At 69.3% G+C, this 13,083-nt stretch carries 13 protein-coding genes and 1 pseudogene; 6 read left to right on the forward strand and 8 right to left on the reverse strand.

The genetic code is table 11. From position 1 onward, the window contains the following. Positions 1 to 19: 19 nt before the first annotated feature. Both E1287_RS06665 and E1287_RS46580 read left to right on the forward strand, forming a co-directional pair. Positions 20 to 1,666: an N-6 DNA methylase gene (locus E1287_RS06665; RefSeq protein ID WP_131963949.1), complete on the forward strand. Its 1,647-nt coding sequence runs from the start codon at positions 20 to 22 to the stop codon at positions 1,664 to 1,666. Continuing rightward, complete coding sequence (locus tag E1287_RS46580) at positions 1,663 to 1,980, forward strand: type I restriction-modification system subunit M N-terminal domain-containing protein (protein WP_347813954.1); 318 nt, start codon at positions 1,663 to 1,665, stop codon at positions 1,978 to 1,980. The genes E1287_RS06665 and E1287_RS46580 overlap by 4 nt, the downstream gene beginning before the upstream one ends. 97 nt (positions 1,981 to 2,077) lie before the next feature. Here the strand turns inward: E1287_RS46580 and E1287_RS06675 are convergent, their stop codons facing one another. The 3 genes from E1287_RS06675 to E1287_RS06685 are packed head-to-tail and all read right to left on the reverse strand — an operon-like array spanning position 2,078 to position 3,980. Beyond that, the gene (locus E1287_RS06675) at positions 2,078 to 2,428 is read right to left on the reverse strand and encodes a hypothetical protein (RefSeq protein WP_131963950.1); all 351 of its coding nucleotides are present in this window, start codon (positions 2,426 to 2,428) and stop codon (positions 2,078 to 2,080) included. Continuing rightward, the gene (locus E1287_RS06680; RefSeq protein WP_131963951.1) at positions 2,428 to 3,693 is read right to left on the reverse strand and encodes a hypothetical protein; all 1,266 of its coding nucleotides are present in this window, start codon (positions 3,691 to 3,693) and stop codon (positions 2,428 to 2,430) included. Before E1287_RS06680 ends, E1287_RS06675 begins: the two co-directional genes overlap by 1 nt. Then, positions 3,690 to 3,980, reverse strand: a complete 291-nt coding sequence (locus tag E1287_RS06685) for a WXG100 family type VII secretion target (RefSeq protein WP_131963952.1) — start codon at positions 3,978 to 3,980, stop codon at positions 3,690 to 3,692. Before E1287_RS06685 ends, E1287_RS06680 begins: the two co-directional genes overlap by 4 nt. A gap of 563 nt (positions 3,981 to 4,543) precedes the next feature. Between E1287_RS06685 and E1287_RS44595 the strand changes: the two genes are divergently transcribed. From E1287_RS44595 to E1287_RS06695, 4 genes and pseudogenes are all read left to right on the forward strand, one after another. After that, a complete protein-coding gene (locus E1287_RS44595; RefSeq protein WP_207934059.1) occupies positions 4,544 to 4,849 on the forward strand; it encodes a hypothetical protein in 306 nt (101 codons plus the stop codon). 121 nt (positions 4,850 to 4,970) lie between these two features. Then, a pseudogene (locus tag E1287_RS46245) lies at positions 4,971 to 5,183 on the forward strand (type I restriction endonuclease); the annotation flags it as partial. Continuing rightward, the gene (locus E1287_RS06690; protein WP_279503462.1) at positions 5,184 to 7,337 is read left to right on the forward strand and encodes a DEAD/DEAH box helicase family protein; all 2,154 of its coding nucleotides are present in this window, start codon (positions 5,184 to 5,186) and stop codon (positions 7,335 to 7,337) included. After that, positions 7,271 to 8,449 (forward strand): serine/threonine-protein kinase, encoded by a 1,179-nt coding sequence (locus E1287_RS06695; RefSeq protein ID WP_165968907.1) that lies wholly within the window; start codon positions 7,271 to 7,273, stop codon positions 8,447 to 8,449. Before E1287_RS06690 ends, E1287_RS06695 begins: the two co-directional genes overlap by 67 nt. Positions 8,450 to 8,548: 99 nt before the next feature. Here the strand turns inward: E1287_RS06695 and E1287_RS06700 are convergent, their stop codons facing one another. The 5 genes from E1287_RS06700 to sigJ form a co-directional block, all read right to left on the reverse strand. After that, a complete protein-coding gene (locus tag E1287_RS06700; protein WP_165968908.1) occupies positions 8,549 to 8,923 on the reverse strand; it encodes a peptidase inhibitor family I36 protein in 375 nt (124 codons plus the stop codon). 112 nt (positions 8,924 to 9,035) lie between these two features. Further along, positions 9,036 to 9,410, reverse strand: a complete 375-nt coding sequence (locus E1287_RS06705) for a VOC family protein (protein WP_131963955.1) — start codon at positions 9,408 to 9,410, stop codon at positions 9,036 to 9,038. Positions 9,411 to 9,454: 44 nt separating this feature from the next. Then, a complete protein-coding gene (locus E1287_RS06710) occupies positions 9,455 to 10,747 on the reverse strand; it encodes an MFS transporter (protein ID WP_131963956.1) in 1,293 nt (430 codons plus the stop codon). Beyond that, positions 10,726 to 11,934 (reverse strand): glycosyltransferase family 4 protein, encoded by a 1,209-nt coding sequence (locus E1287_RS06715; RefSeq protein ID WP_207934061.1) that lies wholly within the window; start codon positions 11,932 to 11,934, stop codon positions 10,726 to 10,728. The genes E1287_RS06710 and E1287_RS06715 overlap by 22 nt, the downstream gene beginning before the upstream one ends. Before the next feature lie 188 nt (positions 11,935 to 12,122). After that, positions 12,123 to 13,013, reverse strand: coding sequence for an RNA polymerase sigma factor SigJ (sigJ, locus tag E1287_RS06720; RefSeq protein WP_131963957.1), 891 nt, complete (start codon positions 13,011 to 13,013; stop codon positions 12,123 to 12,125). Between the last annotated feature and the right edge of the window lie 70 nt (positions 13,014 to 13,083).

Below are 13,083 nucleotides of genomic sequence, written 5' to 3' on the forward strand. Positions count from 1 at the left end.
AGGCGTGTACGTTGCCGTTATGACTGACGACGAGGCGGTGCTGGTCCCGCCGGCGGAGATCGCCCGGATGGCCGGGGTGACCCGCGCGGCCGTGTCGAACTGGCGGCGTCGCCACCCGGACTTCCCCGAGGCCGCGGGCGGTACAGCTGCGGCGCCGCTGTTCGCGTTGGCGGAGGTCCGCCGCTGGCTGGAACGTCAGGGCAAGGGCCAGCCGGTGGCGGACGAGGTCAGGCTGTGGCACGCGCTGCGCGCCGAACGCGGCGAGGACATGATCGGGGCCTTGGCGGCGGTCGCGGCCGAACTACGCGGCGAACCCGTGAAACGTCCGCTGAACGGTCCCACCGCCGACCTGGTCGCCGAGATGTCGCGTGACCGGACGCCGGGGCAACTCGTCCGGGACCTTGCGGAACGGTTCGTGGCATCGGCGAGCCACAGCGGAGGGGAGCATGTCTCGACGCCTGCACTGGTGCGCGTCGTCCGGCACTTCGCGGGCGAGACGAAGGGCGTGGTCTACGACCCGGCGTGTGGGGTAGGCGACATGCTGCTGTCCGTCGGCGGCGCCAACGTGGCAGGACGCGTGGGACAGGACGCGGCGGAAACGCTGCCCGCGTTCGTCCGGTCGCGGGCTGCGCTGGAGGGACGGCCCGGCACGATCGAGGTGGCCCACGGCGACGCCCTCCGCGACGACCGGTTCCCGCGCCTCAAGGCCGACCTCGTCGTTTGCGACCCGCCGTCCGGCCAGGCCGACTGGGGACGCGACGACCTGCTCCTCGACCCCCGCTGGGAGATCGCGCTGCCGCCGAAGGCGGAAGGCGATCTCGCGTGGCTCCAGCACTGCTACTTCCACACCGCGCCCGGCGGACGCGCCCTCATCGTCCTGCCCGCGTCCGCCGCGTACCGCAGGTCGGGCCGCCGGATCCGCGCCGAGATCGTGCGCGGCGGCATCCTCGACACCCTGGTCGCTCTGCCCGGCGGCCTCGTCGCCGGGCATTCCGCGCCCGTGCACCTGTGGGTCCTCCGGCGGCCGGCGGCGCAGCCCGGCCCGGACGCCCGCGTCCGCATGATCGACCTGACCGACGCCGACCTCCCCGGACCGATCGAGCCCGGCCCCGACCGTGTCGCCGACGTCCCGGTCATCTCCCTCCTGGACGAGGACGCGGACCTGACTCCCGGCCGCCACGTCGCAGCCGGCCAGCCCGGCGCGGCCGCGTACGACAGCGCCCGCGCCCGCTTCGAGGAGACGCTCGACGCCCTGCGCGGCGCACTGCCCCGGCTGCCCGAAGGGACGGCGGAACTCGCCGCCACCGTCAACGTGTCCGAGCTGATCCGTGGCGGCCTCGTCCGGGTGGAGGACGGGAGCCCCGTCTCCACCACCGACCAACTCGACACGGACTTCCTGCTCGGCTTCCTCAAGAGCGCGGTCAACACCCGCCGCAACACCTCCGGCTCCGGAACGCACCGCGCCGATCCCCGCGGGGCCCGGGTCCCGCAGATGGACCCGGACCGGCAGCGCACCTACGGTGCCGCGTTCAGAGAACTGGAAACCTTCGTGCGCCACCTCGAAGAGGCGGCCAAGATAGGACGCCGGGCCGTGCAACTGGCCCACGACGGCCTCACGAGCGGGACACTTGACCCACCCGGAACGAAAGACGAGGGCGACGAGTGAGCGTTGACCAGAACCTGTCCGCGTTCATCTGGTCGGTGGCGGACCTGCTCCGCGGCGACTACAAGCAGTCGGAATACGGGAAGGTGATTCTGCCCTTCACCGTCCTGCGCCGCTTCGACTGCGTGATGGAACCGACCCGGCAGGCCGTCTGGGAGCGCGATGCCGCCTATCCGGGCGACACCCCGCCCGCCCTGCTGAAGGGCCGTGCTGGCCCTCGGCCGGGCGGCCTTCGGGGCCTTGGTGACCGGTATCCGGGCTGGACGGTACGACCGGAAACCCGTGTTCGGGAGACGGACGAGGGCCTCACGCCATGATCAGGTGTGAGGCCCTCGATGCGTTCGCGCGGCGGCCGGTCTTACGGGTGCGCTGTGAGTGGGGCCTCCGTTGGCGTCGGCGGGCGCCTGTTCCGGTTCATGAGCGGCCGTCGGCACCGGTGACGAAGTCCTCGATGTCTCCGATCGCCTGCTCTGCATATCCCGCCGTCCGGGGATCGTGCAGAGCCGAACGGAGCACCGGGAGGACCCGGTCACGATCAATTGCTCCATGTATTCTCGCGACATGCCCCAGGCAGAGCAGGGCGATGGCGCGGACGTCCCACGACGGGTGATCTTTTAAGGCCAGGCATTGATCCTGCACCCAAGTTCCGTCTTCGTCGTGAAGCGCCAGCCCCACGAGTGCCGTATGGATCGCTTCGTTGTCCTTCTCAGCGAGCGCACGTCGCAGCTCGTCCCGGCGAACGGGCGGCACGCTCTCGTATTTCATCAGAGGATCTTGCCCTTCTTGTTCACGAGTCCCGCGCGCCGTAGCGCATTCTTCATTTCGTCTCGCAAGTCTTCCCACTTACGGACATGTCCATGGTATTCCTTGCCGTAAGGATGTGTCTTGTCCAGGACGACGATCTCGCCGTTCTCCTTGTCCACACCCACCCGCCGATCAGTGTTCTCCCCCAGGGGTACCGAATTCTCCAATGCCTCTTGGCCGTCCGTTGGCTCTGCAGAGTTCGGGCCCCGGCTGGTCTGCCTTTCTGTACGTCCGTGTTTACCCCCTGGTTCGTAAACTAGCTCTTCATCGGTCTCCGCCTCAAGTATGCGAACGTTCGGCGCGTTAGTCGCGCCGGCGACGACCGATGTCACCAGGTGACCCGCGAGAGCGCCCGCGCTGATCACACCCACGGTCTGGAGAAGTCGTCCAGCGGCTTCCGCCATCGCGGCGCGCACGGCGGCGGCCTGAGCCACCGCGGCGATGGGATTGCCCGAGACGCTGTTCACCGACATCTGAGCCTGCATGACGGCGCCCGCGTAATCCGAGCATGCCTTGGAAATGCTGGAGCACAACTGCGGGAGGCTCGCGAACAGAGCAGTCGCGGCACCGCCGTAAAGCCGTCCCCAATATCCGCGGAATGCGTCCAGGTCAGGAGCGTCGCCCTGTGTCGTGACGGTGTTGACCTCGGCCACGAGCTGGCCGCGGATCTCGACCAGGGAGTCATGGGCGCTGCGCCAGGACGCGGCGGCGGTGTTGAGCGCGGACCAGTCAGCGGTCGGCCAGTACTCAGTGACATCGATCAGGTCGATGCCGGTGACCGTTTCGAGAAGTGAACGTGGCGCTTCCTTGCCGGGACCGGCCGCCAATGCGGGACCTTGTACGTTCAGCGGATCCGAGACCACGAATCCCAGCAGACCGTCCCGAAACGATCCTGGTTGGCGTGGCACCATGGAAAAGCGGCTGCCGATCACTGAATGCTGATCGGCCTTGGCGTGGTTCTTGGCTGTCTGGGTCAGACCTCGGGACATGTCGCCGACTGACTTGTGCAGGGCGGAAAAGCCTCTCCACACGGCCTGGGCGGCGGGTGTGTAGGCGGCCACGAACCTTGCGGCGGCCGCGTCCTTGCCGGGGTTTCCGGCCATGCCCTCGGTGGCGTCTAATTCCCCGGACAGGGTGGTCCAGGCGTTTCCGACACGGTTCTGCCCCGCGGCGACGTGTTTGGCGGACCGGCTCACCAGTTCAGTGTCGATCTTGACCTGGGTCAACCCGACCACATCCGTACGTTCGCTTCGCTGGAGCTGCGGAAGTTCTTGTGCGCTCGGGCGATCGCCTTGTGCAGGCGTGCCAGCTCGGCGTGTAGTTCTCGGGCGGAGCCATTCCATTCGGCGCTGGCCTCCGCGTAGGCGCGCCGGGCGTCATCCTCCCATCGCGCCAAGGTCGACTCGAGGTCCGACTCAAGGGAGTCCAGTTCTGCTTCGAGCTTCCATAACACCCGCTGAAACAAATCCTCGGCTGCCTGGAAAGCGGCGAACTCCGCTCTGATTTCGACCATTAGATGCCTCTCGTGAGCGTGCAACGAGCTGCGAGGTGATGATCAATGCAACTACATGTACCTGGAGGAGTCAAGGAGAGGGCGACGCTGGAACTTTGTCGATGGACGAGCACAAGTGGAAGGACGCCCGCGGTCGAGATCGAGAGTGCATTTGAGCGTTGGGCTAGCGGAAAGCTATGACCGGGCACCAGTTCTGGTCCTACGGCAGGTGGGCGCACAACCGTCCCAGTCAGCTGGGTGCCGTCCCCCGCCGGGCGGACCCGACAGCCGGCCGAGGCTCGTGGCGTTCGCCAAGCTGTGGCCATCCGCTGATCAGCGCCTCATCTGTGCTGCCGTTTCCGCGTCGCCGATAGTGACAACCAAAGTGCCGGTCGGCACGAGCACGCAGGCAGTAGGGGCCGGACGCCGCCGGTGCCCGGGCGGGTGCGACTCGCCTGAATGATCTTCCGATGGCGTGAGAGAGTGTTAGCGACGTTAACAATCTGAAACTCATGGCAAGATGCTCACATGGGGCGTATCATCCCTTGGGACGGGTCCTCTGGCGGTGGCGATGAGGTGGGTCGGTGAGCGCGAAGGTGTACGGAGAGAAGACGTTCGAGGGCGCCGTCGAGAGTGCGTTGAACGCGCACGGGTGGGCGCCCGGTGAGCCGGTGAACTTCAACCGGGAGCTTGCGCTCGACACGGCCGAGCTGGCGGTGTTCCTCGGAAGGACGCAGATCCGGGAATGGGAGCGGCTCCGTGACGCCTACGGGGAGGACCCGGCAAGGCCGTTCGCGCGGCTGGTGGCCAAGGAGATCGACGCGCGGGGCGCGCTCAACGTGCTGCGGACGGGCGTGAAGGACAAGGGCATCCGGTTCCGGCTCGCCTAATTCCGTCCCGCACACACCCTCGCCGCCGGGCTCCTGGAGGCCTTCGGCGAGGACGAGCTGCCGTCCAACACCTACTACGGCGACGGCGGCCGCATCCCGAGCGCTCGACGACTACGGGGCGAACCGGCTGACCGTGACGCGGCAGCTGCATTACTCCGCGGATGAGCCTGCCAATTCCGTCGATCTGGCGTTTTTCGTCAACGGGATCCCGGTGGCGTCCGCGGAACTGAAGAACCCGGCGACCGGGCAGACCGTCGCTGACGCGCGAGCCCAGTACCGGAACCGCGACCCCGAGGCCGTGTTCTTCGCTCGGCGGACGCTCGTCCATTTCGCCGTGGACACCGATCTCATCTTCCTCACGACGCGGCTCACCGGGAGCAAGACGCGGTTCCTGCCGTTCAACCAGGGCTCGAACGGGCCGGGCAGGTCGGGGTCGGCGGGCAACCCGCCCGCCGGGGAATCCGATTACCGGACGTCCTACCTGTGGGAGCAGGTTCTCCAGCGCGACAACTTCCTGGAATTGCTCCAGCAGTATCTGCACGTCGAGGACGCGGACGCGAAGGCGGGCAAGGCGCCGTCCTTCAAGCCTTTCGCGGCGCACACGCAGCCGCTCATCTTCCCCCGATTCCACCAGTGGCACGCGGTGAAGCAGCTGATCGTCGACGCCCGGGAGAAGGGCGCGGGAGAGAACTACCTGATCGAGCACTCGGCGGGATCGGGGAAGTCGAACACGATCGCGTGGCTGGCGCACCGGCTGTCCACGCTGCACGACCGCGGGAACGAGCCGATGTTCGACAAGGTCATCGTCCTCACCGACCGGCTCGTCCTGGACAAGCAGCTCCAGGACACCATCTACCAGTTCGAGCAGGTCCAGGGCGTCGTCGAGAAGATCGAGAAGGACTCCGCGCAGCTCGCCGAGGCGCTCGCCGGCGCACGTGCCCGGATCGTGATCACCACGCAGCAGAAGTTCCCGTTCGTCCTGGACAAGGTACGCGGCCTGGTGAAACGCAAGTACGCGATCATCATCGACGAGGCGCACTCGTCGCAGGGCGGGGAGGACAACGCGGCGCTGAAGAAGGCGCTCGGGTCCCGGACGGAGGACGAGTCGGGCGACCCGCTGACGTCGGCGGCACTGGCGCGCGGCAAGCAGCCGAACCTCTCGGTGTTCGCGTTCACGGCGACGCCGAAAAAGAAGACCCTCGACCTGTTCGGCCGGTTCAACGCCGAGAAGGGCAAGAAAGAGCCCGTCCACGTCTACTCGATGCGGCAGGCGATCGACGAGGGCTTCATTCTGGACGTGCTGGAGCACTACGTCACCTACGCGACCTACTTCAAGCTGTCGCAGGCCGCCGCCGACGAGGCCGAGCGGATGGTCGACCCGCGCAAGGCGAAGGCGCAGATCGTCCGGCAGGCGCTGTGGTCCGAGGCGTCCACCGCGCTCCGCGCGAAGATCATTGTGGACCATTTCCGGTCGCACACCGCGCCGCGCATCGGCGGGCGCGCCAAGGCGATGGTGGTCACGCCGCTGCGCGCCGACGCGCTCCGGCTCTACCAGGCGATCCGGACGTACGTGGACGAGCGCGGATTCACCGACTGCGGCACGCTCGTCGCGTTCTCCGGCGTGCTCCGGCCAGAGGAGGGCGGCCCCGAGTACACCGAGGCCAAGCTGAACGGATTCCCCGAGCGCGAGCTGCCGCAGCGGTTCGGCTACACGCGGGCCGACGACAATCGTGCCGGAGCCGTCCCGAAGCAGGAGTACCGCATCCTGGTCGCCGCGGAGAAGTACCAGACGGGCTTCGACCAGCCGCTGCTCACCACGATGTACGTGGCGAAGCCGCTGGCGGGCGTCGCCGCCGTCCAGACGCTGTCGCGGCTGAACCGCACGCACCCGGGCAAGACCCAGGAGGACCTCTTCGTGAGAGATTTCGCGAACAGGCCCGAGGACATCCTGGCCGCGTTCCAGCCCTTCTACGAGACGACGATCAGCGAGCCGACCGATCCCGACCTGCTCTACGCCAAGGAACGGGAGGTGCACGCCTACCGGCTGCTCGTCGAGTCGGAGATGCGGCGTTTCTTCGAGGCGTTGACCGCCGAACGCGCCAAGGCCGCCGACGAACGCGAGCTGATCAAGGCGCACGGGAAGCTGTACCGGTGGCTGGAACCGGCCGTGGACCGGTTCGTCGCGCTCACCGCCGCAGAACCCGACAAGGCTGAGGCGTTCCGAGGCTCGCTTGGCGACTTCGTCCGCTCCTACGGATGGCTGTCCCAAGTGATCGGCTACAACGACGACGACCTCGAACTCCTGTACCAGTACGGCCGGTTCCTGCTGAACAAGCTGCCGCCGCGGGGGCAGGAGGCCGCCGTCGACGTCGGCGAGATCGAGCCGAGCCACCTTCGGGCCGAGGCGCGCAGATCGCGTTGGTGCTGGACGAGGTGCACCGGCACGACGTCGTCCACCGGGACATCAAGCCGGCGAACCTCATGCTGACGCCCGGCGGCATCGTGAAGGTGCTGGACTTCGGCGTCGCCGCGCTGCTCGGGTCCGGCGACAATCCGCGCCTCACCCAGGTGGGCACCACGGTCGGAACCCCGCCCTACATGTCACCGGAGCAGGCGCTCGGCAACACGATCGGGCCGACCTCGGACGTTTACGCGCTCGCCTGCGTCCTGTACGAGGTCCTCACCGGGCGGCCGCCGTTCGCGGAGTCGGCGTCGAGATCGCACCAGTGGCACCACGTGCACTCCGCGCCGCCTCGGATCCGGGACGTGCGGCCGGACGTTCCGGAGGAGATCGAATCGCTACTGGTGGCGATGCTGGCCAAGGAGCCTGAGGACCGGCCCGACGCGTCCGGCGTCTATGAGCAGCTGCTGCCGTTCGCGTCCCGACCCGCCGGGGCGGGGTTCCCGGCCGACATCGCGGACATGGATCCGTGTCTGCCATTCGTTCGGCCCATGGGCGGTCGACTGCGGCGCCGGAGAACTCCCGCACCGGCTGTGCCGGTCGCCGCTACGGCGCTCACGGAACGGGCGCTCGACGACATCGGCGAGCAGGTGGAGGCGCTGCTGCGAGAGAACCTCTTCGTGGAGGCGTTCGACATCCTCGAAGACGCGCGCGGGCGCGCGGATCCCACGATCCGGGACGAACTGACGTTCAAACTCGCCACCGCCAAGTATCTCGCCGGCCGCCACACCGAGGCCGCCGCCCTGTTCACCGAAGTGGGCGCCAACCTCGCCGCGCGCTTTGGACCGGACGACCCGGACGTGCACATCGCCCGCTACTACCTGGCGGAATGCCGGGACGCACTGGGCGACGTCAGCGGCGCGACCGCCGCGTTCCAGGATGTGGCCGAGGCCGCCTTCGACCCGTCAGACGATGAGGCGGTCGAGCGGCATCTCGACGCTTTGGCGTCGCTCATGCGGCTGCATGCCGTCAGCAGGCGCCATGACCTCCTCATGGACGCGACGTCGCGCATGCGGGAGGCGATCCGCCGGTACCGGCCGGACGAGGCCGAAGCGATGCTCGCCGAACTCGACTCCTTCCTCGCCCGGCTGGACCGGCTGCTCGACGGGCGTAGCGGCCGCGCAGCCGGGGCTTTCTGATGTCGGCGGGGAGGCTTATTCCCCGCACGGCTTGGCTTGGATTCTTGGATGTTCCGGCCGTTGCCGTCCGGGTCGACGCGGCCTCAGGGGATGGGCGGGTTACCAGACTGACCAGACGCTTAGGCCGTCGGTGGGGAGGGAGGGCTGGGACTGGCCGCGTTGCAGGTTGACGAGGTCCTCGCCGGTGCAGCCCTTGCCTGACATCACGAGCAGGGCGACCGGGATGCCGACACCGCCGCCTGAGAATGTGTTGGCGGCGGATCGGATCGGGAACGGCGTGTCGACGCATCCCTCGCCCGGACGGAACGTCGTCACCTGGCCCGTGAAGTTGGTTCCCGACCAGGCGCACAGCGACCTGGCCGGGCAGTCCGGGAGGGGCGCGGTGGTCTTCGCGGACGCGAGTGATGCGGGTAGTACGGTCGCGGACGCCGCCGTTGCCAGGGCTAATGCGGCTCGGCCTAATGATCGCCTCATGGGGGTGCACTCCTTTGGTGAGTGGGTCGTGCCCCACATGATCAACGCGCGCGGCGGTGCAGGCCAGAGGGAGATCGACTTTGCCGGAAGTGGACAGGCGTGTTTGGGCGTCCTACCCGGGAGTTTGGATTTCTTGGACGTTCCAGCCGTTGCCGTCCGGGTCCTTGAAAAAGACGAAGCGGCCCCAGGGGAAGTCGTGGATGTCGCTGACCTGGACGCCGCGGGACGCGAGTTCGGCGCGGGCGGCGTCGGCGTCCGCGACGACGAGTTGCAGGCCCTGAAGGGAGCCGGGGGCCATCTCGGCGCCCAGGCCGGTGCCGATGGCGATCGAGCAGGCCGAGCCGGGCGGCGTGAGCTGGACGAAGCGGATCTCGTCGCTGACCCGGTGGTCGTGGTCGGCGTTGAAGCCGACCTGTTCGGTGTAGAAGGCTTTCGCGCGGTCGACGTCCGAGACGGGCACGGAGACCAGTTCCAGTTTGAAGTCCATGCGTCACTTTCTATCCCAGGGGTGACATCCCTATGCCGGATGGGTCAGGTGGGTTTGGGTCTTCGGCCTGGACGTGCGCCGGGGGCGCGGATGAGGAACGTTCCAGCGATGACCACCAGTCCGGAGAGGGCCAGGACCAGGCGGGGCGGGACCATGCCGAGCGGGCTCACGTCCCACCGTTCGAGCAGGTCGGACGCCGCGCCCGCGAGGAGGGCGGCGAGTGCGAGGCCGAAGCGCAGGACGGCGTGGAACGCGGTGAGGGCGAGGTTGCGGCGGTAACCCTCCAGGCTCTCCTGCATGTAGGTGATGCCGCCGACGAGGGCGGCGGTGGCGGCGCCGCCGAAGAGGATGGCGCCGATGAACGACCAGGTGATCGAGGCGACCGCGCCCATCGTGGCGATCGTCGCGCCCTGGAGGGCGGTGGCCGTCCGGATCTGGGTCATCAGGGGCCATCGGCCGTTGCGGACGATGATCAGCCCCGTCACCGCGCCGACCCCGAACAGCGCCACCAGGACGCCGAAGCCGACGGGGCTCGCGTCCAGGACGTCCTTGACGAACACGACGCCGAGCGAGAACAGCGCGCCGAGGCCGAGCGCGACGACCGCGACGCCGGGCAGGACGCCGCGCACCACGCGTAGGCGGAGGGCGTCGAGGAAGCTTCCCTGCTGCTTCTGCTCCTGTTCGGCGGCCCAGCGTTCCCCGGGAGCGGGGCCGAGGTCGGGAATGGAGCGGATCGCGAAATAGGAGACGAGATAGGTGAGCGCGTTCAGCCAGAACACCACGACGTAGCGCCAATGGCCTTCCCAGCCCGCGTTGTTCGACGCCCAGAGCATCAGGCCGAAAAGGCCCGCGCCTACGGGGATCATGCCGTAGGACGTGGCCATTGTGATGCCGTTCGCGACTTCGAGGGTGCCGGTGTCGTGCTTGCGGCCGTGTTTCTTTTCGTCGTCGTCCTCTATGAGGTACGGGATGGAGGCGTCCCGGGCGGGAAGGAAGCACAGGCCGACGACCTCGATGGCGAACGCCCAGAAGTACACCCACCACAGCCACGGAAGGACGGGCAGCGCCACCGCCATCCCCATGCGGATCAGGTCGGACGTCAGCATGACGGAACGGCGCCGCCACCGGGTGACCACCCGTGCCGCGACCGGCGCGCCCAGCGCCGAGGGGAGCAGGCGCAGCACGAGGACGCCGCCCACCGCCGTCGTGGATCCGCTCAGCTCCAGCACGAAGTACATGAGGGCGAGCGTCCCCATCCAGTCGCCTAACGAGGAGACGGTCTGGCCCACCATGAGCCGCCGGAAGTCGCGGCGGTTCAGGCTCTCCTTGAGTCCCATGCGGGCTCGACCCCCCGTACGGCGTCCCGGAGCTCCTGGCCTTCGCGGGACGGCTCCGCGTGCTCCTCCTGAGGGACGGGGGCGCCGCGGAGGAGGGCGGCGAGGCGGGCGGCGGCCCGGTCCCAGCTCCACTTCCCGCACACCCAGCGGCGGCCGTTCTCGCCCATGAGACGGGCGCGGGCCGGGTCCGCGAGCAGGTCGTGCAGGACGCCTGCGAGACCGTCCGTCCGGGACGCGTCGACCAGGACGCCGGTGCGCCCGTCGATGAGGGACTCGGGGCTGCCGCCGGACCGTCCGACCACGACCGGGAGGCCCGCCGCCGACGCCTCCAGCACCGACAGGCCGAGCCCCTCGACCTGTAGCCCGCCGCGAGTGTCATGGCAGGGCAGGACGAACACGTCCGCGGCGGCGTAGTAGCGCGGGAGGTCCGCGGCGGAGACCGTTCCGGGGATGGTGACCGTGCCGGGCGCCGATCGCGCCGCCTGGTCGATCAGGTGGGTCCGCATGGGGCCGTCTCCGACGATCACCAGCCGGGCGCCCGGATGCCGCCGGACGACGTCGGGCCACGCGTCCAGCAGCAGGTCATGGCCCTTGCGGCGGACCAGCCGGGACACGCTGAGCACGACGGGCCCCGGCCCGAGCCCGTGCCGCCGCCGCACCGCCCGGCCGTCCAGCCCGGGACGGAACCGGACGGGATCGACGGCCCCGGCGAGCTGGATCAGCCGCGTCCGGTCGCCGAGGGCCGCCGCGATCTCGCCGCGCGTGCCCATGCTGAGGAAGGTGAGCGCGTCGAAGGCCGGGGCCACGGCGCGCAGCGCGGCGCGGGTGGGCGCGCAGCGGAACCAGCCGAGCTCCTGGCCGTGCGTGGAGCCGATCAGCCGGTGCACGCCCGCCATCTTGACCAGCGGCGCGTACATGGCGAACGGCGCGGCGGCGGTGATCCAGCCGACGTCGGCGCCGTGCCGGGCGGCGAGCCGGCGCAGGCCGCGGAACAGCAGGTAGGCGTGCCGGCGGACGACCGGGAAGTCGAGCCCGGCGTCGAAGCGGGCGTCCCCGGGCCAGGCGGGCGCGACCACGAGCAGCCGGTCGGCGGGCAGGCGGCGCACCAGTTCCCAGGTGAACGTCTGCACCCCGCCGGGCTCCGGTGGGAAGTGCCCGGTGATCACGACCGTCCGGGGTATGTCCATGAGGACCCGTTTCCCCGGGAGCGCGACACCATTCACTTGGGCGGCGTCGGCGGGCGCTCCACCTCGGTGAACGCCGCACCGGGCCCGGTGCCACCCACACCGGGCCCGGTCGCGGAAGGGAACCCCACGCGTCCAGCGAATCACGTCCTACAGGCATAGTCAACTATTTCTACTTCTATAGTAGGAAATTAGTCTCCGATGTGGCCGAGCTTGTCCGGGTTGGCGACGGCGTAGATGCCGCGGACGCGGTCGCCGTCCTCGTCCAGGTCGAGGACCATGACCGCGAACGGGGCGTCCGCGTCGAACAGCACCGCGGACGGGTCGCCGTTGACGGTCCGGTAGCGGATCTCGAGCCGCTCGGTCTCCTCCCGGTGCGCGGTGCCGGTGATCACGCGCGCCACCCGGTCGCGGCCGTGGATCGGGCGCAGCGGGCCGCGCCTGCCGCCCGCGTCCCGCCAGAGCGTCACGTCCGGGGCCATCAGCTCCAGCAGCGCCGCGAGGTCGCCGCCGAGGGCCGCCTTGAGGAAGCGCTCGGTCACCTGCCGCTGCACCTTCGGATCGGCCTGGTAGCGGGGGCGCCGGGCCTGGACGTGTTCGCGCGCCCGGTGGGCGAGCTGCCGGACGGCGGACGGGCTCCGGTCCAGGATCGGCGCGATCTCGGTGTGCGCGTACCCGAACACCTCGTGCAGCACGAACACGGCCCGTTCCAGCGGCGTCAGCGTCTCCAGGACGACGAGCAGCGCCATCGACACCGCCTCCGTCCGCTCGGCGGACTCGCCCGCGTCCGCGCGGGCCACCAACGGCTCGGGCAGCCACGGCCCCACGTACGTCTCGCGGCGGCGGCTGATGTCGGCCTGGCGGGCGAGCGCGGTGTTCACCGCGACCCGCACCAGGTAGGCGCGCGGGTTCTCGATGTCGTCGGGGCCGCTGCTCCTGGCCGCCCAGCGCAGCCATGTGTCCTGCAGGACGTCCTCGGTGTCGGCGACGCTGCCGAGCAGGTTGTAGACGACCGAGAACAGCAGCTCCCGATGATCGGCGAACACCCGCGTCGCGGCGTCCTCGGTGATGCCTTCGGGCATGGCTGACCTCCGTCCTGTCACCCCCTAGAGGGAAACGGGCTCCGAAGTGTGACATCGCGGGCCGGAATGT

The sequence above is a fragment of the Actinomadura sp. KC06 genome, assembly GCF_004348735.1.
Taxonomy (GTDB): Bacteria; Actinomycetota; Actinomycetes; order Streptosporangiales; family Streptosporangiaceae; genus Spirillospora.